20 protein-coding genes are annotated in these 20,603 nt (G+C 67.4%); 12 read left to right on the top strand and 8 right to left on the bottom strand.

Annotation, left to right across the window (positions count from 1 at the left end):
- The first annotated feature begins 8 nt into the window (after positions 1-8).
- From R2601_RS20675 to R2601_RS20650, 6 genes are all read left to right on the top strand, one after another.
- Positions 9-1,286 carry a TRAP transporter large permease gene (locus R2601_RS20675; protein ID WP_007802055.1) on the top strand — a complete coding sequence of 426 codons (1,278 nt, stop codon included), beginning with the start codon at positions 9-11 and terminating at the stop codon, positions 1,284-1,286.
- Positions 1,287-1,291: 5 nt separating this feature from the next.
- Complete coding sequence (locus R2601_RS20670; protein ID WP_217626397.1) at positions 1,292-2,101, top strand: NAD-dependent epimerase/dehydratase family protein; 810 nt, start codon at positions 1,292-1,294, stop codon at positions 2,099-2,101.
- A 1-nt stretch (position 2,102) separates the two neighbouring features.
- Positions 2,103-3,626, top strand: a complete 1,524-nt coding sequence (locus R2601_RS20665) for an aldehyde dehydrogenase (NADP(+)) (RefSeq protein ID WP_040545642.1) — start codon at positions 2,103-2,105, stop codon at positions 3,624-3,626.
- Positions 3,627-3,765: 139 nt separating this feature from the next.
- A complete protein-coding gene (gene kdgD, locus R2601_RS20660; RefSeq protein ID WP_040545640.1) occupies positions 3,766-4,668 on the top strand; it encodes a 5-dehydro-4-deoxyglucarate dehydratase in 903 nt (300 codons plus the stop codon).
- On the top strand, positions 4,665-5,801 hold the full coding sequence (locus R2601_RS20655; RefSeq protein ID WP_007802040.1) for a mandelate racemase/muconate lactonizing enzyme family protein: 1,137 nt from the start codon (positions 4,665-4,667) through the stop codon (positions 5,799-5,801). The genes kdgD and R2601_RS20655 overlap by 4 nt, the downstream gene beginning before the upstream one ends.
- Positions 5,798-6,658, top strand: coding sequence for an amidohydrolase family protein (locus tag R2601_RS20650; protein ID WP_040545638.1), 861 nt, complete (start codon positions 5,798-5,800; stop codon positions 6,656-6,658). The genes R2601_RS20655 and R2601_RS20650 overlap by 4 nt, the downstream gene beginning before the upstream one ends.
- A 21-nt stretch (positions 6,659-6,679) precedes the next feature.
- On the opposite strand, the gene R2601_RS20645 is transcribed toward R2601_RS20650, so the two are convergent.
- The 6 genes from R2601_RS20645 to R2601_RS20620 all read right to left on the bottom strand — a co-directional run bounded on the left by R2601_RS20645 (position 6,680) and on the right by R2601_RS20620 (position 13,586).
- Entirely contained in the window at positions 6,680-7,759 is a 1,080-nt protein-coding gene (locus R2601_RS20645) for a glycoside hydrolase family 88/105 protein (protein WP_040545636.1), read from the bottom strand.
- Positions 7,756-9,324: a polygalacturonase PglA gene (gene pglA / locus R2601_RS20640; protein ID WP_083793986.1), complete on the bottom strand. Its 1,569-nt coding sequence runs from the start codon at positions 9,322-9,324 to the stop codon at positions 7,756-7,758. The genes R2601_RS20645 and pglA overlap by 4 nt, the downstream gene beginning before the upstream one ends.
- Positions 9,325-9,386: 62 nt before the next feature.
- Positions 9,387-10,643: an ABC transporter substrate-binding protein gene (locus R2601_RS20635; protein ID WP_040545634.1), complete on the bottom strand. Its 1,257-nt coding sequence runs from the start codon at positions 10,641-10,643 to the stop codon at positions 9,387-9,389.
- Positions 10,644-10,664: 21 nt separating this feature from the next.
- Positions 10,665-11,777, bottom strand: a complete 1,113-nt coding sequence (locus tag R2601_RS20630; protein ID WP_007802013.1) for an ABC transporter ATP-binding protein — start codon at positions 11,775-11,777, stop codon at positions 10,665-10,667.
- Positions 11,777-12,700, bottom strand: a complete 924-nt coding sequence (locus R2601_RS20625; RefSeq protein ID WP_007802005.1) for a carbohydrate ABC transporter permease — start codon at positions 12,698-12,700, stop codon at positions 11,777-11,779. The genes R2601_RS20630 and R2601_RS20625 overlap by 1 nt, the downstream gene beginning before the upstream one ends.
- A 4-nt stretch (positions 12,701-12,704) precedes the next feature.
- Positions 12,705-13,586: a carbohydrate ABC transporter permease gene (locus R2601_RS20620; protein WP_007802000.1), complete on the bottom strand. Its 882-nt coding sequence runs from the start codon at positions 13,584-13,586 to the stop codon at positions 12,705-12,707.
- A 203-nt stretch (positions 13,587-13,789) separates the two neighbouring features.
- Between R2601_RS20620 and R2601_RS20615 the strand changes: the two genes are divergently transcribed.
- Positions 13,790-14,710 (top strand): helix-turn-helix transcriptional regulator, encoded by a 921-nt coding sequence (locus tag R2601_RS20615; RefSeq protein WP_040545782.1) that lies wholly within the window; start codon positions 13,790-13,792, stop codon positions 14,708-14,710.
- On the opposite strand, the gene R2601_RS20610 is transcribed toward R2601_RS20615, so the two are convergent.
- Both R2601_RS20610 and R2601_RS20605 read right to left on the bottom strand, forming a co-directional pair.
- Positions 14,682-15,002, bottom strand: a complete 321-nt coding sequence (locus R2601_RS20610; RefSeq protein ID WP_040545632.1) for a cupin domain-containing protein — start codon at positions 15,000-15,002, stop codon at positions 14,682-14,684. The genes R2601_RS20615 and R2601_RS20610 overlap by 29 nt on opposite strands.
- Positions 15,003-15,074: 72 nt before the next feature.
- Positions 15,075-15,827, bottom strand: coding sequence for a FadR/GntR family transcriptional regulator (locus R2601_RS20605; protein ID WP_254656092.1), 753 nt, complete (start codon positions 15,825-15,827; stop codon positions 15,075-15,077).
- A 220-nt stretch (positions 15,828-16,047) separates the two neighbouring features.
- Here R2601_RS20605 and R2601_RS20600 point away from each other — a divergent pair, with 220 nt between their 5' ends.
- From R2601_RS20600 to R2601_RS25650, 5 genes are read left to right on the top strand one after another with little or no spacing between them, the layout of a single operon-like run.
- Positions 16,048-17,070, top strand: coding sequence for an ABC transporter permease (locus R2601_RS20600; protein WP_040545630.1), 1,023 nt, complete (start codon positions 16,048-16,050; stop codon positions 17,068-17,070).
- Positions 17,067-17,969 (top strand): ABC transporter permease, encoded by a 903-nt coding sequence (locus tag R2601_RS20595; protein ID WP_007801981.1) that lies wholly within the window; start codon positions 17,067-17,069, stop codon positions 17,967-17,969. The genes R2601_RS20600 and R2601_RS20595 overlap by 4 nt, the downstream gene beginning before the upstream one ends.
- Before the next feature lie 3 nt (positions 17,970-17,972).
- The gene (locus R2601_RS20590; protein ID WP_040545629.1) at positions 17,973-18,815 is read left to right on the top strand and encodes an ABC transporter ATP-binding protein; all 843 of its coding nucleotides are present in this window, start codon (positions 17,973-17,975) and stop codon (positions 18,813-18,815) included.
- The gene (locus R2601_RS20585; RefSeq protein ID WP_040545628.1) at positions 18,812-19,558 is read left to right on the top strand and encodes an ABC transporter ATP-binding protein; all 747 of its coding nucleotides are present in this window, start codon (positions 18,812-18,814) and stop codon (positions 19,556-19,558) included. Before R2601_RS20590 ends, R2601_RS20585 begins: the two co-directional genes overlap by 4 nt.
- Positions 19,542-20,549 carry a dienelactone hydrolase family protein gene (locus R2601_RS25650; RefSeq protein ID WP_050768470.1) on the top strand — a complete coding sequence of 336 codons (1,008 nt, stop codon included), beginning with the start codon at positions 19,542-19,544 and terminating at the stop codon, positions 20,547-20,549. The genes R2601_RS20585 and R2601_RS25650 overlap by 17 nt, the downstream gene beginning before the upstream one ends.
- The last annotated feature ends 54 nt before the right edge of the window (positions 20,550-20,603 follow it).

Raw genomic sequence — 20,603 nt, 5'->3', positions numbered from 1 at the left:
CTGAACCCATGGGTCTGGCACTTCTCTTCGGGCTGTTCTTCTTCGGCCTGCTGACCGGCATGCCGGTGGCCTTTGCCCTCGGGCTCGCCACGGTGGGAGGGTTCCTCTACGAGGGCCTGCCGCTCTTCATCGGCTTCCAGCGCGTGCTGTCGGGGATCTCGGTCTTCTCGTTGCTGGCGATCCCGTTCTTCATCTTCGCCGGCGAGCTGATGATGCAGGGCGGCATCGCCGGGCGGCTCGTCCGCCTCGCGAGCTATGCGGTCGGCTGGATGCGCGGCGGGCTCGGCATCGTCAACGTCGCATCGTCGATGCTGTTCGGCGGCATCTCGGGCTCGGCGGTGGCCGACACCTCGGCGCTCGGCTCGATCCTGATGCCAGTGATGAAGGAGAAAGGCTACGATCCCGACTATGCCGTCAACGTCACCGTGACCTCCTCGGTCGCCGGCGTGGTGATCCCGCCCTCGCACAACATGATCCTCTTCGCGGTGGCGGCGGGCGGCGTCTCGGTCTCGAAGCTGTTCATCGCGGGCATCGTGCCCGGCGTGCTGATGTGCCTCTGCCTCGGGCTGGTGGCCTATGTGGTCGCGGTCAAGCGCGGCTACCCGGCCGAGACCTTCCCGGGCTTCAAGTCGCTGGCGATCTCCACCATCGTGGCGCTGCCGGGCCTGATGACCGCGGTGATCATCGTGGGCGGCGTGCTGTCGGGCGTGATGACGGTGACCGAAAGCGGCGCCTTCGGTGCGATCTGGGCCATCCTCGTGACGGTCTTCGTCTACCGCGAGCTGACCTGGGAGAAGTTCCGCGCCGCCGTGGTGACCTCGGTGCGCACCACCGCGCTGGTGATGCTGCTGGTGGCGACGGCCTCGGCCTTCTCCTACCTGCTGACGCTCTACCGCGTGCCGGATCTTCTGGCGACCGCGGTGACCGGGATTTCCGACAACCCGATCGTCATCCTTCTGCTGCTCAACCTCGTTCTGCTCGGGCTGGGGATGATCATGGACATGGCGGCGCTGATCCTGATCACCACGCCGATCTTCCTGCCGGTGGTCGTGGGCCTCGGGATGGACCCGATCCAGTTCGGTGTCATCCTGATGATGAACCTCGGGCTCGGGCTCTGTACCCCGCCCGTGGGCGCCTGCCTCTTCGTCGGCTGCGTCGTCGGCGGTGTGCGGATCGATCAGGCGGTGCGGACGATCTGGCCCTTCTACCTTGCCATCTTCGGCGCGCTCATGCTGGTCACCTACGTGCCCGCCTTCTCGATGACCCTGCCCGGGCTGATGGAGTGACTTTGATGATGAACCGGATCCTGATCACCGGCGCCGCCGGCACCTTGGGCACCATGCTGCGCGACAAGTTGCGCGGCCACGCCAAGATCCTGCGCCTGTCGGACGTGGCGGAGATGCCCCCCGCGGGTGATGGCGAAGAGGTTGTGCCCTGCGACCTCAGCGACGGCGACGCGGTGATGCGCCTCGTCGAGGGCTGCGACGGCATCGTGCATCTGGGCGGGATCAGCGTCGAGCGCAGCTTCGACCTGATCGAGGCCGCCAACCTGCGCGGCGTCTACAACCTCTACGAGGCGGCGCGGGCGCATGGCATGCCGCGCATCGTCTTCGCCTCCTCGAACCATACGATCGGCTACCACGACCAGACCACGCGGCTCGATCACACGGCGCCTTACCGGCCAGACGGCCTCTACGGCGTGTCGAAGATCTTCGGCGAGGCGGTGGCGAGCCTCTACCACGACAAGTTCGGGCAGGAGAGCGCGCTGGTGCGCATCGGCTCCTGCACGCCCAAGCCCGAGAACTGGCGCATGCTGGCGACCTGGTTCAGCGAAGACGATTTCGTCTCGCTGATCGACGCGGTCTTCGCCGCGCCCCGCCTCGGCTGCACCATGGTCTGGGGGGCCTCGGCCAACGATCACGGCTGGTGGGACAATGCCCACGCGGCCTTCCTCGGCTGGCGGCCAAAGGACAACGCCGCCGCCTTCGCCGAAGAGATCGCCCGCACCGTGCCGCGCCCTGACCCGAACGAAGCGGTCGCCCGCTATCAGGGCGGCGTCTTCACCGATGAACCCATTCATCCATCCCGCAAGGAGGACTGACATGCTGGACGAGACTTTCACCCCCCACGGCAAGCACCTGATCGCCGGAGACTGGGTCGCCTCTGAGGCGACCTTCACCTCCGAGCCCGCCCACGGGCCCGCGCACGCGTTCAGCATCGGCACGCCCGAGCTGGTGACCCGCGCCTGCGAGGCCGCCGAGGAGGCGTTCTGGAGCTACGGCTACACCACCCGCGAAGCGCGCGCCGCCTTCCTCGACGCCATCGCCGACGAGATGGAGGCCCGCGCCGAGGCCATCACCGCGATCGGCACCCAGGAGACCGGCCTGCCCGAGGCCCGGCTTCAGGGCGAGCGCGGCCGCACCACCGGACAGCTCCGCCTTTTCGCCGAGCACATCCGCAAGGGCGACTATCTCGACCGCCGCCATGACGCGGCGCTGCCCGACCGCGCGCCGCTGCCGCGCCCCGACCTGCGGATGATGCAGCGCCCGATCGGTCCGGTGGCCGTGTTCGGTGCCTCGAACTTTCCGCTGGCCTTCTCCACCGCCGGCGGCGACACCGCCGCGGCGCTGGCCGCCGGCTGCCCGGTGGTGGTCAAGGGCCACTCGGCCCATCCCGGCACCGGCGAGATCGTCGCCGAGGCGATCCACGCCGCCATCGCGTCGTGCGGCATGCCCGAGGGCGTGTTCTCGCTGATCCAGGGCGGCAAGCGCGATGTCGGCCAGGCGCTGGTCCAGCACCCGCTGATCAAGGCGGTGGGCTTCACCGGCTCGCTGGGCGGCGGCCGCGCGCTCTTTGATCTCTGCGCCCAGCGTCCCGAGCCGATCCCGTTCTTCGGCGAGCTGGGCTCGGTCAACCCGATGTTCGTCCTGCCCGAGGCCGCCCGCGCCCGCGGCGCCGAGATCGGCAGCGGCTGGGCCGGCTCGCTCACCATGGGCGCCGGCCAGTTCTGCACCAATCCCGGCATCGCGGTGATCGGCACCGGCGCCGAGGGCGACGCCTTCGTCGAGGCGGCCGCCAAGGCGCTCACCGATGCGCCGGCGCAGGTCATGCTGACCGAGGGCATCGCGCAGGCCTATCGCGACGGCAAGGCCCGGTTCGACGGGCGCAACACCGTCAAGCCGGTGCTCACCACCGAGCAGGAGGGCCGCAACGCCAGGCCCAACCTCTACCAGACCGATGCCGCCAGCTACCTGCAGGACCACGCACTCGGGGAAGAGGTCTTCGGCCCGCTCGGGCTGGTGATCCGCGTCTCCTCCGAGACCGAGATGGCCCAGCTCGCCCGTGGTTTCGAGGGCCAGCTCACCGCCACCATCCACATGGACGAGGGCGACACCGCCGACGCCCGCGCGCTGCTGCCGATCCTCGAGCGCAAGGCCGGCCGGGTTCTGGTCAACGGCTTCCCCACCGGCGTCGAGGTCGCGGACACCATGGTCCATGGCGGGCCCTACCCGGCCAGCACGAACTTCGGCGCCACCTCCGTGGGCACGCTGTCGATCCGCCGCTTCCTGCGGCCGGTCTGCTACCAGAACATCCCCGAAGGCGTGCTGCCCGACGACCTGACCTGACCCAGCCGTGGGGCGCCCCGCATGACGGCGCCCCCTCTCACCCGGCCCGCTCTTCTTCTGGCCGAAAATATCCCGGGGTGAATTGGCCGCAGGCCAAGAGGGGCAGCGCCCCTGCACCCCGCCAATAGAGGACTGCCCAATGGACCCGCAACAGATCAAGACCGCCCTCGGATCGGGCCTTCTCTCCTTCCCGGTCACGCCGTTCGACGCCGAGAACCGCTTCGCCCCCGAGCCCTACAAGGCGCATGTGGAATGGCTCTCGGGCTATGACGCCCCGGTGCTCTTCGCCGCCGGCGGCACCGGCGAGTTTTTCTCTCTGACCCCGGAGGAGATCCCGGCCATCGTCTCCGCCGCCAAGGAGGCCGCCGGCGACACCGCCATCGTCTCGGGCTGCGGCTACGGCACCGAGATCGCGGTGGGCATCGCGAAATCGGTCGAGAAGGCCGGCGGCGACGGCATCCTGCTGCTGCCGCATTACCTGATCGACGCGCCGCAGGAAGGGCTCTACGCTCACGTCAAGGCGGTCTGCGATGCGACGGGGATGGGGGTCATGGTCTACAACCGCGACAACGCGGTGCTGCAAGCCGACACGCTGGCGCGGCTCTGCGATGCCTGCCCCAACCTCGTGGGCTTCAAGGACGGCACCGGCGATATCGGCCTGGTGCGTCAGGTCACCGCCAAGATGGGCGACCGGCTGACCTATCTCGGTGGCATGCCCACCGCCGAACTCTTCGCCGAGGCCTATCTTGGTGCCGGCTTCACCACCTACAGCTCCGCCGTGTTCAACTTCGTTCCGGCGCTGGCCAACAAGTTCTATGCCGCGCTGCGGGCCGGCGATCGCGCCACATGCGAGGACATCCTCAAGAGCTTCTTCTATCCATTCATGGAGCTGCGCGCCCGCCGCAAGGGTTATGCGGTCGCGGCCATCAAGGCCGGTGTCCGTCTCGTGGGCTTCGATGCCGGGCCGGTGCGCTCGCCGCTGTCGGATCTCACCGGCGAGGAGGAGGAGATCCTGAAGGACCTGATCGAGGCGCACGCATGAAGATTGCCGAGATCCGCACGCATCTGCTCGAGCACAAGCTCGACACCGCCTTCGAGAGCGCCTCGATGCGCTTCGACAAGCGGGTGCACCTGCTGGTCGAGGTGATCTGCGAGGACGGCACCACCGGCTGGGGCGAGGCGCTCGGCCCGGCCGGGCCCAATGCCGCCGCCATCGCCGTCTATGCCGGCTGGCTCAAGGGCATGAACGCGCTCGAGACCGAGAAGGTCTGGGCAACGCTTTACAACGCGCTGCGCGATCAGGGACAGCGCGGGGTGACGGTGACGGCGCTTTCGGCCATCGACATCGCGCTCTGGGACATCAAGGGCAAGGCGCTTGGCCAGCCGGTTTCGGTGCTGCTCGGCGGGCGCTGGCGCGACAGCGTGCGCGCCTATGCCACCGGCTCGTTCAAGCGCGACGGGGTCGACCGGGTGTCCGACAATGCCGAGGAATGCGCCGGCCACGTCAAGGCCGGCTTCCACGCGGTGAAGATCAAGATCGGCTTCGGCGTCGACGAGGATCTGCGCGTGATCGAGGCGGTGCGCGAGGCCATCGGCCCCGAGACCCGGCTGATGATCGACGCCAATCACGGCTACGACACGATCGAGGCGATCCGCCTTGGTCAAAGTGCTGCGAAATACGGCATCGACTGGTTCGAGGAGCCGGTGGTGCCCGAGCAGCTCGCCGCCTATCGCAAGCTCCGCGAAAGCCAGCCGATCCCGGTTGCGGGCGGCGAGACCTGGCACACCCGCTGGGGCTTTGCCGAGACGCTGGCCTCGGGCTGCGTCGACATCGCCCAGCCCGATCTCTGCGGTGTCGGCGGCTTCACCGAGGCGCGACGGGTGGCCGATCTCTGCACCCTGCACGGGGTGCGGCTGGTGCCGCATGTCTGGGGCACCGCGGTGCAGATCGCGGCGGCGCTGCAGTTCATGGCGGCGATGGTGCCGAACCCGGTGCGGGTCAACCCGGTCGAGCCGATCATGGAGTTCGACCGCACCCACAACCCGTTCCGGCAGGCGGTGGTGACGACCCCCATCGAGCACGAGCAGGGTGTGGTCCGCATCCCCGACGCGCCCGGCCTCGGCATCGAGATCGACCGCGCCGCGCTGGCGCGCTTTGCACCGGAGGCGGCATGATCGACCGAAAGCTCTCGGGAGCGAAGCCCCGGACGCCGATGCCGAAAGGCGCGGTGGACACGCAGATGCACATGTACCTGCCGGGTTTTGCCATGCGCGAAGACGGCACGGGTCGGCCGGCCGATCCGTTACCGACGCCGGAGATGTATCGCGAGACCATGCGCTGGCTTGGGCTCGACGCGGTGGTGGTCACCCAAGGCAACGCGCATGGCACAGACAATGCCAGCCTGCTGGCCTGCCTGGCCCAGATGGGCGACTGCGCCCGGGGCGTGGCAGTGATCACGCCGGAGACCACCGAGGCCGAGATCGCGCGGCTCTCGGAGGGCGGCATCGTGGGGGCGCGGATCATGGACCTGCCCGGCGGCGCGGTCGGGCTCGACGCGCTCGAGGCGGTGGATGCCATCGCCGCCGACGCGGGCTGGATGCTGGCGGTGCAGTTCGACGGCTCCGCCCTGCCGGAGCTCGAGCCGCGTCTCGCGGCGTTGAAGTCTCGCTGGGTGTTGGATCATCACGCCAAGATCTTCGTCGGCGCGACGTCCGCGCATGTGGATGTCATCAAGCGGCTGCTCGATGGCGGGCGCTGCTGGTTCAAGTTTGCCGGCTGCTACGAGAGCTCGCGCAGCGGCGGGCCGGATTTCCCCGACATCGCCGAGGTTGCGCGCGAGATCGGGGGCCACGCGCCGGACCGGATCGTCTGGGGCACCAACTGGCCGCACAACGCTGCGCAAAAGACCAAGGACTATCCCGACGACGCGCATCTGCTCGATCTTGCCATGTCGTGGCTGCCCGATGACGAGGCGCGGCGCATGACACTGGTCGACACGCCGCGCGCGCTCTATGGTTTCGCGCCGGCCTGATCGGCCGGCGCTCGGCGGGGGTCAGGCGGTTTCGGCCGCCAGCCCCGCCCGCACGACTTCCGCTCCCGCCATCATCAGCGGCCCGACGCCCTTGGCGTCATCGGCGACGATCTTCTCGCGCGTGTAATAGCCCGGCGAGCCGTCGCGATAGACGCCCTCGAACCCTCCAAGCCCCGCCACGTGGCAGATCCGGGTCAGCCGGGTGACGCCCTTGGCCTCTTCGAGCCGCGTCGAAACCAGCGCCTCCCACGCCCGCCGTCCCGCCACAGCCTCGGGCGTTAGCCCCAGACGGGCGGCGCCGAGCAGGGCATAAGCGAACATCGCAGAGGCCGAGCTTTCCTCGTAATTGCCGTCCAGCGCGGGGGCGTCGAGCACCTGCGGCCAGAGGCCCGAGGGCGCCTGCTGCGCCACAACCGCGTCGAGCAGCGCCTTGGTGCGGGCGAGAGGAGCGCGCTCGGGGACGAGCTCGGCCAGATCGACCAGCGCCATGGCGAGCCAGCCCACCGCACGCGCCCAGACCGCAGCGGAACGCCCGGTCTCCGGGTCCGCCCAGCCCTGCGCCCGAACCGCATCGTAGCCATGCATATAAAGCCCCGCCGGCCCCGCGGTGAGGTCAAGCGCGCGCTCGAGCTGGGCCATGGCGTCGTCGATCAGTTCGGGCCGGTCGCGACGCAGCGCGTATTCGACCTGAAACGGCAGGCCCATGTAGATGCCGTCGAGCCAGACTTGCTCGGGGTAGCGCTTCTTGTGCCAGTAATTGCCGGCTTGGGTGCGGGGGTGAGCGGCGAGCTGATCGGCCAGCCGGTCGGCGGCGGCCATGTACCGCGGGTCGCCGGTTTCGTCGGCGAGGTGAAAGAGGCAGCGCCCGGCGAGGATGTTGTCGATGTTGAACTCGTCCGGATCGAAGCCCTGCAACGTGCCGTCGGCGGCGATCTGCGGCCCGGTCAGCCGCAACAGGTGGTCGCGCCAGCGCGCCTCGCCGGTCGCTTTGTGCAGCAGCACGAGCCCGCGATAGATGCAGCCATCCTCGTAGCACCAGCGACCGTCCTTGTAATGCTCGTAGCGGCTGGCGAAGGCGTCGAAATAGGAGAAAGGGGTCATTGGCGCTCCGGGGCTCTGGCGGTTTCGAGGGCGTCGGCGGCTGTCAGGCCGCCGGGCTGGATCTGGAGGCCGAGGGCGATGACCTCGGCCTGTTCGGCAAGCAGGCCTGCATGCCTGAGCGGGGTGATGCCGGCGGCCATCAGCGGTGGTGCGGGCCGGGCTGCCGGGTCATGCGAGACCACGCGCACCCGCTCGAGCGTGATCGGCCCGAAGGGGGCTTCTGCCAGGCCAAGAAAGGCGCCAAGCGCGTGGGCCAGGCCGCTGATCTGCACGTCGGAGATCGCGATGCTGCCGACATGCGGCGTGCCCGTGCCGACAGGCGCGGGGGCGCGGTCCTGGACCCAGGGCGCGTGGCCGTCGGGGTCGCAGAAATAATGCCCGTTGGCGGCGAAGGCGGTCTGCACGCCCTCCATCGTGACGTCGTGAAAGCGGATCTCCTCGACCGCGCCGCCACGGCCGCGGCGGGTCTTGATCCGCAGGCCCCGATCCGTGCCGCGCATTTCGCAATGCGCCACCGTCACGTCGCGCACGCCGCCTGACATCTCCGAGCCGATCACCACGCCGCCATGGCCACGCTCCATCAGGCAATGCTGCACCCTGATGCCGGTGGTCGGGCGCAGGTGGGCGCTTTCGCCATTGGGGCCGCGCTTGCCGGCCTTGATGGCGATGCAGTCGTCGCCGACCGAGAAATGCGTGCCGGTGATCTCGACAGCCTCGCACATCTCGGGATTGAAGCCGTCGGTGTTGGGGCTGTCATGCGGCGCCTCGATGCGCAGCGCGGCAGCGGTAAGCCTTTGGCAGCCCTGCGGATGGATCGTCCAGGATGGCGCGTTGCGGATGGTGAAGCCCAGCAGCGTGGTGTCGGTGCAGTCGATGAGATGCAGGCCGCGCGGGCGGCGCGCGCCCTGCCGTGTCTCCTTGGCCCAGGTCCACCAATCGCCGCGGTCACCGCCACCGTCGAGCGTGCCGGGGCCAGAGATCGTGAGGTCGCTTGCGCCGATGGCGTGGAGCGGCGCGGCGAAGCAGGGCTCCGGCAGGCCCTCCCAGCTGCCGAGCATCTTGCCGTCCCGCCAGGCAGGCAGGATCGGCCAGCCCTCGCGCGCGCTTGGCGCGGCAAGCACGGCGCCCTCGGCAAGGTGCAGGGTCATGCGGCTGCGCAGTTCCACCGGCCCGGCGACATAGCGCCCCGGCGGCACCAGCACCGTGCCGCCCTCGGGCACAGCGGCGATGGCCGCGGCGATGGCGCGGGCCGTCTCGGCCGCCGCCTCGGGCGTGTCTGCCGTGTCTGCGATGGCGCCGTGATCGCGGATGTCCACCATTCCGGCGCAAGCGGCGGTCTCGAAAGCGAAGGGCGCGAAGCCCTCCGCCTCGAGATGGTAGAGCGTGGCGGGCGCGAGGTCGTGCAACGCCAGACCCACTTGGGCCGCCACGCCCCGGGCGACGGTCTCGCCGGCGCGCGTCAGCTGCCAGGGAATGGCAGGGGAGAGCGTGTAGCGCGCACCGGGCTGCGGCAGGCATAGGGCCACCGACCGCGCGGAGCGCGCGGCAAGTCGGATGCTGGGCATGGGTTGGACCTCTGGTCTGGAAAGAGGGGCCGCACCGGCGTCTGGCCGGGGCGGCCGGGGGCTCAGGAGTCGAAGTCGCTCAGCACGTCGTTGGCCGCGTCGATGATCACCTCGGCAGCCTCGACCTCGTCGATCATGCCGTAGGAATACTCCTCGAGCGCGTCGATGAAGGCGCCGCGAAGCTCGGGATGCTCATTGAAGGGCGAGATCGCCGGTCCGCTGGCCTCCATCGCGATCTCATGCGCCTTGACGATCTCGGGCTTGATCATGCCGGCCTCGATCAGCCGGTCCGCCGCCACCTTCGAGGCGGGCAGACCGCGCGTGTCCTTGAGCGCATCGATGCCCTCGGGTTCGGTGAGCATGCAGTTGACGATCTCTGCCGCCGCCTCCGGGTTGTCGGAATTGCGCGAGATCGCGAACAGCATCGAGGGCTTGCGATAGGCGCCATCGGTCACCGCATCCTCGAAACGGATCGGGGCGACGCTGTCGATGGTCTGGCCCTCGTCGAGCGGGTCGGCATATTTGAAATAGGTCGTGTCCCACTCGTAGGAGCCGGCGATGCGGCCCTGCGCCCAGTCCTGCTTTTCGTAGAGATTGACGTTGCCCTCGCCGGCTTCCTGCTGCTGGCTGCGCACCGCGCCGGTCTCGATCAGGCGGCCATAGAAGGCGATGCCTGCGGCAAGCTCCTCGGGGCTCCAGGCGACGCGGTTGGTCTCGGGATCGACCAGATCCTTGCCGGTCTTCTGCACCACGGCCAGCGTCACCAGAAGCTGCGCGGTCTCCTTCACCGCGTTGAAGAGGTTGTACCCTTCGCCCTGGCTTTCACGAAGCGCGGCAGCGGCGGAAAAGAACTCCTCCCAGGTCGAGGGCACCGGAATGCCAGCCGCTTCGAGCGTGGTGTTGTTGAAGAAGAACACCCGGCCCGTGGTCGACAGCGGCAGGCCGTTGAGCTTGCCCTGCACGGTGACGGTGGCGAGCTGATCATCGGACCATTGCGACAGGTCGATGGTCTCCGACAGCTCGGTCAGATCGTAGAAGCCCTCGCCATCCTGCGAGAACAGCGGCAGCCACGGCCAGTTGACCTGCACGATATCGGCTTCGGTGCTGCCGGCCATCTGGGTGGTCAGCTTCTCGAGATAGCCGTCGAAGCCGGTGAATTCCGGCGCGACTGTGTGGCCATGTTTCTCGCCGCAGACCTCGAGCGCCTCCTGCGTGGCAACGTGGCGGCTCTCGCCGCCCCACCACGACATGCGCAGATCGGCCGCGGTGGCCTGCGTGGCCAGCGTGAGCGCCAGAGCGGTTGTCAGATGCAGTTTCATCGGGGTCCTCCTCCCAAAGGGTCAGCCCTGCGCGCGCAGGGAGACATTGCGACCGCTGTCACGGTCGAAGATGTGCATGTTGGCGGCCTCGGGCAGAAGCCGGATGGTATCGAGCGAGCGGTCCATGCGCTCGAACTCGGCGGCGCTGGCCACGGTGGTCACCTCGCGCCCGTCGAGCAGGGCGTGGAGATAGACCTCGTGCCCCATGAACTCGACGCCACGCAGCTGCGCCGAGAGCGCGCCGTTGATGCCGGTCGCCAGCGTAAGGTGCTGCGGGCGGATCCCCAGCGCGGCGCGCTCGGGGCGGGCCGAGAGGCGGCTGGTCAGCGCCTCGCCAAGCTGGATCAACTGCCCGCCGGTGCGGAAAGCGCCGCCATCCACGTGACCCTCGATCACGTTCATCTCGGGGCTGCCGATGAAGCCCGCGACAAAGAGGTTGGCGGGCTGCTCGTAGAGCTCCTTGGGGGTGGCGACCTGCATGATATGGCCGTCCTTCATCACGCAGATGCGGTCGCCCATGGTCATCGCCTCGGTCTGGTCGTGGGTGACGTAGACCACCGTGCTGGCCATGCCCTCGCGCTTGAGGCGCTTGTGCAGGTCGGTGATCCGCACCCGCATCGAGGCCCGCAGCTTGGCGTCGAGGTTCGACAGTGGCTCGTCGAAGAGGAACACGTCCGGCTTCTTGATCAGCGCCCGGCCCAGGGCCACGCGCTGAGCCTGACCGCCCGAGAGCTGCTTGGGCAGCCGGTCCAGCAGCGGCTCTATCTCGAGGATCTTGGCGACCTCCTCGACCGCCTTCGCCGCCTCGGCCTTGGAGGCGCCGCCGATGCGCAGCCCGAAGGCGAGGTTGGTGCGCACCTTCATATGCGGATAGAGCGCGTAGTTCTGGAACACCATCGCGATGCCGCGCTTGCCCGGCTCGAGCGTGTTGACGATGCGCTCACCGATGCGGATCTCGCCGGCGGTTACCTCCTCGAGCCCGGCGATCATCCGCAGCGTGGTGGACTTGGCGCAGCCCGAGGGCCCCACCAGCACCATGAACTCGCCTTCCTCGACATCGAGGTTGATCCCGTGCACCGCCTTGAAGGCACCGCCATAGACCTTTTCGAGATTTCTCAGTTGAAGCCGTGCCATTATCCCTTGATCCCCCCTGCGGAAATGCCCTCGATGAAGTACTTCTGTGCCATGAAGAACACGGCCAGCGCGGGCGTGATGGTGAGCACCGACATGGCCAGAATGCGGTTCCATTCGAAGGCCTCGGTGGTGTCGATGGAGAGCTTCAGAGCGAGGCTCACCGGGTACTTGTCGACCGAGCTGATATAGATCAGCGGGCCGAGGAAATCGTTCATCGTCCACATGAACTGGAACAGGCAGACCGAGATCAGCGCCGGGGCCAGCATCGGGACGACCACGAAGAGCAGCGTCTGCCACGAGTTGCAGCCATCGACGCGGGCGGCCTGTTCCATGTCGTCGGGAATGGCGCGCAGGAACTGCACCAGCATGAAGACGAAGAACGCGTCGCCCGCCATTGCCGAGGGCACCCAGAGCGGCAGGAAGCTGTCGAGCCAGCCGAGCTCGCGGAAGAGGATGTATTGCGGGATCCGGGTGACCACGTTGGGCAGCAGCAGGATCGCGATGACGCTGGTGAACAGCAGCTTCTTGAGCGGGAAGTCGAACCGCGCGAAGCCATAGGCCACCATGGTGCAGGAGATCGCCGTGCCGATGGTCTTGGGCAGGATGATCAGGAACGAGTTCCAGAAGAACCGCCCGAAGGTGTAGGGCGTCGAGGTCTCCCAGCCCTGCACGTAGCCCTCGGTGGTGGGCTCGCGCGGGATGAAGCCGGGGTTGGCGAAGATCTCGGCATTGGTCTTGAACGAGGCGCCGACCAGCCAGATCAGCGGGTAGAGCATGACCAGCCCGACGCCCAGGAGGACGGCGTAGCGCAGGATCGCGGAGATCCGGGCGCGGCGCTGCTGGATGCGCTGGTGGCGGCGGGCCTCGGCGAGCGCATCGGCGCCGGCGGTGAAGACATCGGAGGCGTGTGAGATATCGGACATCGGCTCAGCTCCGCTTGTCGCCGGCATAGAAGACCCACTTCTTCGAGGACCAGAAGGCCACGAGGGTCAGCGCCATGATGATGAGGAAAAGCACCCACGCGATGGCCGAGGCATAGCCCATGTCGAAGCGCTTGAAGGCCTCGTCGTAGATGTAGAGCGGCAGCAGGTAGGTGGATTTGAGCGGCCCGCCCTGGGTGATGATGTAGGGGCCGTTGAACTCCTGGAAGGCCTGGACCATCTGCATGATCAGGTTGAAGAAGATCACCGGCGTGATCAGCGGAATGGTGATGAAGACGAAGCTGCGCAGCTTGCTCGCCCCGTCGATGGCGGCGGCCTCGTAGAGCGACTTGTCGATGCTCTGAAGCGCGGCGAGGAAGATCACCATGGCCGAACCGAACTGCCAGCAGCGCAGAAGGGTGATGGTGAAGAGCGCGTTGGTGGGATCGCCGAACCAGTTGACCGGCTCGATCCCGAACCATGCCAGCACCATGTTCACCAGCCCCTCGGTGGCGAAGATGTAGCGCCACAGCACCGCGATGGCGATCGAGCCGCCGAGGATCGAGGGCACGTAGAAGGCGGTGCGAAAGAGGTTGATGCAGCGCAGCTTGTAGTTGAGGATGTAGGCGATGAAGAGCGCGAAAGCGAGTTTCAGCGGCACCGTCAGGAACACGTAGAGCAGCGTCACCGAGAGCGACCGGCGGAAGGTTCGGTCAGAGGTGAAGAGCTCGATATAGTTCTCCAGCCCCGTCCATTTCGGGGGCTGCATCAGGTTGTAACCGGTAAAGCTCAGATAGAATGACGCGAGGAATGGAATCGCGGTGAACGCCATCAGCCCGAGGATGTAAGGGCTGAGATAGATCAGCCCGAGTGATCGTGTGCGGGTCATGGTGCACCTCGCGACAAGGCTGGATTTCCTGAGATAAACGTCAATTTTCCCTCCCTGAACTGCGGATGGCACCGGGCGTGCGGCGCTCCGTCCGATGGCGCGACGGGCCTCCTCCGGTCCGCGGCGTTGCGCCATCTTCAGTTGTATGATGAATTAGTGACAGATCGGGAGCGAGAGATAAATTGACGATCATGGGGGAAAAGATGGATGAAATCGAAGGCGGCGCTCTGGCTCGGTTTCCTCCGGGCGCCCTGACGCTGACGCTCACGCGTGCGGCGATCCGGATGCAGCACGCCACGACCTGGCGGATCGAAAAGGAAAATCCGGTCGAGGATCTTGTCATCGCGCTCGAGGGGCGGGGGCACTACCGGATCGGAGGGCGCCTGCAGGCGCTGTCGGCGGGCGAGGCGATGCTGTTGCCGCGCGACACGCCCTTTGAGGGCTGGAACGAGGGACCCGAGACCTATCTGGGCGTCGCGCAGCATTTCACCCTCTCGGCGCACGGGGCGCAGGATCTCATCGGACAGATGCGCTTGCGCCCGAAGGTGCGCCTGTCCCGCTGGGAGGTGCTCGGCCCGATGATCCGGCACTACCGGCAAAGCGCGCCCCCGGCTTCGGTCACGCTTCCGCAGCATCACCTGTTCATGGTGATGCTGCTCTCGTTCGTCGACGATGCGTTTCTCGGCTGGCGGCAGGAAGCGGTGCCGGTCGATCCCGGCGCGGGCATCGATCTTGCGGTGATGAAGGCCGCGTCAAGGATTGCCGCCACACCGCTCGAGGCGGCGATCGCCGCGCAGGTGGTCGAGGACGCGCCCTACAACCCCGACTATTTCCACCGCGCCTTTCGCGACCGGATCGGGCGCACGCCGAAGCAGTACCAGGAATTCTGCCGCATCGAGCGGGCGGCGCATCTGCTGGAATCCGGCCTCACCGTCGGGGCGGCGGGGGCCGAGGTCGGCTATTCCGATCCGTATTATTTTTCACGCTGCTTCAAGCGCATCATGGGGCTGAGCCCGCGCGGGCATCTGCGCCGGGTGGCGCTGTCGCGCGACGGGCAGCTGATGGGGATGGACGAACCCGACCAAGAGGCCGCGCTTACAGGAAATCGTCCCGGCGAGGGGTGAAGCAATCGACGAGCTGGCCGGCTTCGAGGCAGACGCAGCCGTGCCGCGCACCCGAGGGGATGACGAAGCTGTCGCCCGGGCCGACCTCGAACTCTTTGCCTGCGAGGTGGAAGCGGAAGCGCCCGCTTTCGACATAGGTCGACTGCACATGCGGGTGATCGTGCAGCGCGCCCTCGGCGCCCTCTTCGAAGCGGAAAGACACGACCATCAGCTCGGGCGCGTCCGCCAGAACCTGGCGCTGCACGCCCTTGTCTGGCGAAACCACCGGGAAGGTCTTCAGGGGCTCTGTCATGATCCATCCTTTCTTCGGCGTGATCGCCGTTACCAACATGTATGACAGATATGTATGACAGCTGGCGGAGCGTCAAGTCTTGCCGAAACTGCCTGCCCGCAGCAGGGCCCGATAGCGCGCCTGGCTGCCCTTGAGATGCTGGCGCATGGCGGCGCGGGCGGCGTCTTCGTCTCCGTCGAGGATGGCGTTGACGATCTCGTGGTGTTCCGCCGAGATTACGTCGAGATACTCGCGCGGAACCGGCTCGGAATCGCTTTCGGTCAGCACCTTGCGCGGGATCAGGTTCGATCCGATCATCGACAGGAAGTCGCCGAACCGTGGGTTGTTGGTGGCCTCGGCGATGGCGAGATGCAGGGCGAAATCGGCCTCGACGGTCAGCTCACCGGCATCGGCGGCGCGGTCGACTTCGCGCAGGCACCCGATGATCCTCTCTTCCTGCGCCGGCGAACGGCGCTGTGCCGCCAGCGCTGCCGCCTCGGCCTCGACCGCGGTGCGCAGCTCGAGCAGTTCGATCATCGAGGAGATGCGCACGAAGTCGATGTTCTGAAACGGCAAGTCCACCGGGGCAGGGGGCGCGAGCACGAAGACCCCTGCGCCCTGTCGCGGCTCGACCAGCCCGTCGGCGCGCAGTGAGGCGATGGCCTCGCGGATCACCGTGCGGCTGACGCTGAATTCCTGCGTCATCTGCGCTTCGCTCGGGAGGCGCGTGCCCGGCGGATAGCGGCCCGCGCTGATCTGGTCGCGCAGCGCTTCGCGCACGGTCTCGACAAGCGTGCGGCCGGTTTCGGAGCGGTCAGAACGGCGCATCTTGGCTGGCATATCCATGGCTCGCTTGCTCACTTCTCATACAGGATAGGGATCTGAAGTATGACATCTGTTGAAATCCTTGTCCATGCGACTTCCGTGATGTGTGGCGAAGGGTCTCGCTCCCGCATCATGGGTCGGCGAATGTTAAGAAACCTTGACAGAAGCAAACCTGTATAACAACTATGTAGATGTGTATGACTGAAAGAGGCCGTCAGATTCGACGGCGAGGGAGGGGAACATGCGGCTCGACAGACGCCGCCTGAATGGCATTGCCGAACAGGGAGTCTCGATCTTCGTGACCCTCTTCGGCCTCTTGATACTGACCTTCGTGATCGGGCGCATCATGCCGGTCGATCCGGTCCGCGCCATCGTCGGCGAGGATGCGACCCGCGAGGTCTATGAAAACGTCTACCGTCAGCTCGGGCTCGACAAGCCCATGTGGCAGCAGTTCCTGCTTTACATGCGCGACGTGGTGACGCTGGATTTCGGCACTTCAATCCGCACCGGCCAGCCGGTGCTGCAGGATATCGCCCGGGTGCTGCCGGCCACCATCGAGCTCGCCACCTTCGCCATCCTCATCGGCGCCGGCCTCGGCACGCCGCTCGGGGTGATCGCGGCGGTCAACAAGGACCGCTGGCCCGACCAGTTGATCCGCGTGATCAGCCTGATGGGGCACTCGATGCCGATCTTCTGGACCGGGATGATCGCGCTGCTGGTGTTCTACGCCAATCTCGGCTGGGTCGGCGGGTCCGGCCGGATGAGCCAGTTCTATATCGGGCTGGTGCCGGAGCGGACGAACTTCCTGTTGATCGACAGCGCGCTGGCCGGGGAATGGGAGGTGTTCCGCAGCGCCATCAACCACATCATCCTGCCGGCGGCGCTGCTGGGCTATTCCTCTTCGGCCTACATCACACGCATGACCCGCAGCTTCATGCTCGACCAGCTCGGGCAGGAATACGTGACCACCGCGCGGGTCAAGGGGCTGAGCCGCCGACAGACCGTGTGGCGCCACGCCTTCGGCAACATCCGCGTGCAGCTCGTGACCATCGTGGCGCTGGCCTATGGCGCGCTGCTCGAGGGGGCGGTGCTGATCGAGACGGTCTTCGCCTGGCCGGGCTTCGGCCAGTACCTGACCTCCAACCTGCTGATCGGAGACATGAATGCCGTGATGACCTGCGTGCTGATCGTGGGCGTCATCTTCATCGGTCTGAACATCCTCTCCGACATTCTTTACCGCGTATTCGACCCGAGGACGAGATGAGCATGACCCGCGACATACCCGCCCCCGTGCCGCGCCGCCGGATGCCGCAAAGCCTTATCGCGGCCCGCAACATCGTGGCCTTCCTGACCCGCTCTCCCACGTCGCTCTTCGGACTCGTGGTGCTGGCGCTGCTGATCCTCGTGGCGCTCTTCGCGCCGTTGATCGCCACGCACGACCCGTATGCGCAGAACCTGCAGGCCACCCTGCAGCCGCCTTCGGGCACGCATTTCTTCGGCACCGACGAGCTTGGCCGGGACATCTTCTCACGGCTCGTGCACGGCTCTCGCATCACACTGACCATCATCTCGCTGGTGACCGTCGTGGTGGGGCCGCTGGGCCTCTTCTTCGGCACCGTTGCGGGCTACTTTGGCGGCAAGGTCGACACCGTGCTGATGCGGATCACCGACATCTTCCTGTCGTTCCCGTCGCTGATCCTGTCGCTGGCCTTCGTGGCGGCGCTCGGGCCGAGCCTCAACAACGCGATCATCGCAATTGCGCTGACCGCCTGGCCGCCGATCGCACGCCTTGCGCGGGCCGAGACCCTGACCTTCCGGCAGGCGGATTACATCGCGGCGGCGCGGCTACAGGGGGCGTCTTCGGCGCGGATCATCTGGAAGAGCATTGTGCCGATGTGCCTGCCCTCGGTGACCATCCGCCTGACGCTCAACATGGCGACGGTGATCCTCACCGCAGCAGGGCTCGGCTTTCTCGGCCTCGGCGCGCAACCGCCGCTGCCGGAATGGGGCGCGATGATCGCCACCGGGCGGCGCTACATGATCGATAGCTGGTGGCTGGTGACCTTCCCGGGCATCGCGATCCTCTGCGTTAGCCTCGCCTTCAACCTTCTGGGTGATGGCCTGCGCGACGCGCTCGATCCCAAGCAGATGAACAAGAGGTAATTCATGGACCCGGTTCTCGACATTCAACGGCTCTCGATCCGCTATGCCGGGGCGCCCGCGCCCGCGGTGAGGGATGTGAGCTTCACCCTCGGGCGCGAGCGGCTCGGCATCGTCGGCGAAAGCGGCTCGGGAAAATCTACCGTGGGGCGGGCGATCATGCGCCTGCTCGACACCGCCGAGATCACCGCCGACCGGATGCAGTTCGAGGAGGTCGACCTTCTCAACGCGCCCGAAAGGAAGATGCTCGACGTGCGCGGCAAGCGCATGTCGATGATCCTGCAGGACCCCAAGTTCTCGCTGAACCCGATCCAGCGCTGCGGTCACCAGATCGCCGAGGCCTACCGCACCCATGTCAGATGCTCGAAATCCGAGGCCCGCGCACGGGCCATCGCGATGCTCGAGCAGGTGCATATCCGCGACCCCGAGCGGGTCTATGACCTTTATCCGCACGAGGTCTCGGGCGGCATGGGGCAGCGGGTGATGATCGCGATGATGCTGCTGACCGACCCCGACCTCGTGATCGCCGACGAGCCGACCTCGGCGCTCGACGTGACGGTGCGCTTGCAGGTGCTGCGCATCCTCGACGGGCTGGTGCGCGACAAGGGCATCGGGCTGATCATGATCAGCCACGACCTCAATCTCGTGCGGGCGTTCTGCGACCGGGTGCTGATCATGTATGCGGGCCGCGTGGTCGAGGCGCTCGACGCGCGCGATCTCGACAACGCGCAGCACCCTTATTCGCGCGGCCTGCTCGCGGCGCAGCCGCGCATCGGCGGCACCCGCGAGCCGCTGCCGGTGCTGGCGCGGCAGGACAGTTGGCTCGAACCTCTGGAGGCGCAGGCATGAAACCGATCATCATCGACAGGCTCTCCATCAGCTTTGGTCCGATCCGGGTGCTGCACGATGTCAGCTTCGACGTGACCGCAGGCGAGTGCTTCGGCCTCGTGGGGGAATCCGGCTCCGGCAAATCGACCATCCTGCGATGCGCCTCGATGCTGACCGATATCTGGGACGGCACGGTGCGTATCGGAGAGCACGACGTGCGCAAGATGCCGGTGGCCGAGCGCTGCCGCACGGTGCAGATGGTGTTCCAGGATCCCTACGGCTCGCTGCACCCGCGCCACTCGATCCGCACCGCGCTGGACGAGGGCCTGCGGATCAACGGCTTCGACGACCGCGAGGCGCGTCTGGCGCAGGCGATGCGCGACGTGGGCCTGCCGGTCGAGTTCCTCGACCGCTACCCGCACCAGCTTTCGGGCGGCCAGCGCCAGCGCGTAGCTATCGCCCGCGCGCTGATCCTTGAACCGGACGTGCTGTTCCTCGACGAGCCGACCTCGGCGCTCGATGTCTCGGTGCAGGCGGAGGTGCTGAACCTGCTGGTGCGGCTGCAACAGGAGAAGGGCTTCACCTACCTCATGGTGAGCCACGACCTCGCGGTGGTCGATCACATGTGCGACCGCTTCGCGATCATGCAGCACGGGCGCATCGTCGAGGTGCTCGACCGCGACGCGATTACCGGTGGCGGGGCGACGCAGCCCTATGCCAAGCAGCTCATCGACGCGAGCCTCGAATATGAACGCGCGATCTGAGCCACCCTCGCTGCCGGCGTTCCTCGAGCGCCGGCGGCTGGATCTGCCGATGTCCCTGGCCTTCGCCGCCGCGAGAGGGCCGTTTCGCGTCTGGGCCGAACGGCTGGGCACGCTGTGGCGCGCCGAACTGCCTGAGTGCGACGCGCCCGTCGAGGGGCGGTGCGACGGGGAAGGCGTGACGCTCGACTACGCCACCGGGGCGCAGGCCGAGGGGGTGTTCCTGCGCCCCTCGGAGCCGGGTCCGCATCCAGCCGTCCTGCTGCTGCACGAGCATGGCGGCAGCTTCGATTGCGGCTGGGAAAAGATGCTCGACCTGCCTGCCTCGCAGGACACCCGTGCGCGCCTTTACGAGGGGCGCGCCCCGGCGCAGGCGTTTCTCGAGGCCGGCTTCGCGGTGCTCTGCCTCGACGCGCCGGGCTGGGGCCGGCGCTGGCAGGGCGGGGCCGAGGCACAGCAGGCGCTGGCGGCCAATGCCATGGGTCTCGGCTGGTCGCTCGCGGGCCTTGTCGCGGCCGAGGACGTTCAGGCGGCGCTCTGGCTGGCACGGCAGCCCGGCATCGATGCCGCCCGGATCGGCGCCTTCGGGTTCTCGTGGGGTGGCTTCCGGGCCTGGCAGGTGGCGGCGCTCTGCGGCGCGGTCAAGGCGCATGCGAGCCTGTCGTGGATGGCCTGCAGGGCCGACCTCATGCGGCCCGGCGCGCCGCTCCTGCGCGGGCAGTCGGCCTTCTGGATGCTGCATCCCGGCCTGGCTCATCACGCGGATTTCCCCGACCTCGCAGGGCTTTGCGGGGCCAAGCCGCAGTTCTATCGCTCCGGGCGGGGCGATCGGCACATGCCGGAGGACAGCGTGGCGCGGGCGTGGGACACGCTTTCAGCCATTGTTGCCGCCGCGGGCGGTCCGCCGCCAGATACCGGTTTTCACGATCATGCGCATACCTGCCCGTCAGAGACGCTTGACGAGGCGGTGGCGTTCCTGTCCCGCCAGCTTTGAGCTTCGGGCAGACCGGAAGCCGCAACCCGAACATGGCAAAACGAAAGGCGCGGG

Source organism: Salipiger bermudensis HTCC2601 (genome assembly GCF_000153725.1).
Taxonomy (GTDB): domain Bacteria; phylum Pseudomonadota; class Alphaproteobacteria; order Rhodobacterales; family Rhodobacteraceae; genus Salipiger; species Salipiger bermudensis.
The sequence above is the reverse complement of the archived record's forward strand: the minus strand, read 5'-3'. Positions and strand labels throughout refer to the sequence as shown.

What these genes read in the sequence shown, in the direction of transcription:
- R2601_RS20665 (WP_040545642.1), top strand. Translation starts at nt 2,103, where the DNA reads ATGCTGGACGAGACTTTCACCCCCCACGGCAAGCACCTGATCGCCGGA.
- R2601_RS20630 (WP_007802013.1), bottom strand. Translation starts at nt 11,777, where the DNA reads ATGGCACGGCTTCAACTGAGAAATCTCGAAAAGGTCTATGGCGGTGCC.
- R2601_RS20655 (WP_007802040.1), top strand. Translation starts at nt 4,665, where the DNA reads ATGAAGATTGCCGAGATCCGCACGCATCTGCTCGAGCACAAGCTCGAC.
- R2601_RS20600 (WP_040545630.1), top strand. Translation starts at nt 16,048, where the DNA reads ATGCGGCTCGACAGACGCCGCCTGAATGGCATTGCCGAACAGGGAGTC.
- R2601_RS20620 (WP_007802000.1), bottom strand. Translation starts at nt 13,586, where the DNA reads ATGACCCGCACACGATCACTCGGGCTGATCTATCTCAGCCCTTACATC.
- R2601_RS20595 (WP_007801981.1), top strand. Translation starts at nt 17,067, where the DNA reads ATGAGCATGACCCGCGACATACCCGCCCCCGTGCCGCGCCGCCGGATG.
- pglA (WP_083793986.1), bottom strand. Translation starts at nt 9,324, where the DNA reads ATGCCCAGCATCCGACTTGCCGCGCGCTCCGCGCGGTCGGTGGCCCTA.
- kdgD (WP_040545640.1), top strand. Translation starts at nt 3,766, where the DNA reads ATGGACCCGCAACAGATCAAGACCGCCCTCGGATCGGGCCTTCTCTCC.
- R2601_RS20605 (WP_254656092.1), bottom strand. Translation starts at nt 15,827, where the DNA reads ATGGATATGCCAGCCAAGATGCGCCGTTCTGACCGCTCCGAAACCGGC.
- R2601_RS25650 (WP_050768470.1), top strand. Translation starts at nt 19,542, where the DNA reads ATGAACGCGCGATCTGAGCCACCCTCGCTGCCGGCGTTCCTCGAGCGC.
- R2601_RS20645 (WP_040545636.1), bottom strand. Translation starts at nt 7,759, where the DNA reads ATGACCCCTTTCTCCTATTTCGACGCCTTCGCCAGCCGCTACGAGCAT.
- R2601_RS20615 (WP_040545782.1), top strand. Translation starts at nt 13,790, where the DNA reads ATGGATGAAATCGAAGGCGGCGCTCTGGCTCGGTTTCCTCCGGGCGCC.
- R2601_RS20650 (WP_040545638.1), top strand. Translation starts at nt 5,798, where the DNA reads ATGATCGACCGAAAGCTCTCGGGAGCGAAGCCCCGGACGCCGATGCCG.
- R2601_RS20590 (WP_040545629.1), top strand. Translation starts at nt 17,973, where the DNA reads ATGGACCCGGTTCTCGACATTCAACGGCTCTCGATCCGCTATGCCGGG.
- R2601_RS20625 (WP_007802005.1), bottom strand. Translation starts at nt 12,700, where the DNA reads ATGTCCGATATCTCACACGCCTCCGATGTCTTCACCGCCGGCGCCGAT.
- R2601_RS20635 (WP_040545634.1), bottom strand. Translation starts at nt 10,643, where the DNA reads ATGAAACTGCATCTGACAACCGCTCTGGCGCTCACGCTGGCCACGCAG.
- R2601_RS20670 (WP_217626397.1), top strand. Translation starts at nt 1,292, where the DNA reads ATGATGAACCGGATCCTGATCACCGGCGCCGCCGGCACCTTGGGCACC.
- R2601_RS20675 (WP_007802055.1), top strand. Translation starts at nt 9, where the DNA reads ATGGGTCTGGCACTTCTCTTCGGGCTGTTCTTCTTCGGCCTGCTGACC.
- R2601_RS20610 (WP_040545632.1), bottom strand. Translation starts at nt 15,002, where the DNA reads ATGACAGAGCCCCTGAAGACCTTCCCGGTGGTTTCGCCAGACAAGGGC.
- R2601_RS20585 (WP_040545628.1), top strand. Translation starts at nt 18,812, where the DNA reads ATGAAACCGATCATCATCGACAGGCTCTCCATCAGCTTTGGTCCGATC.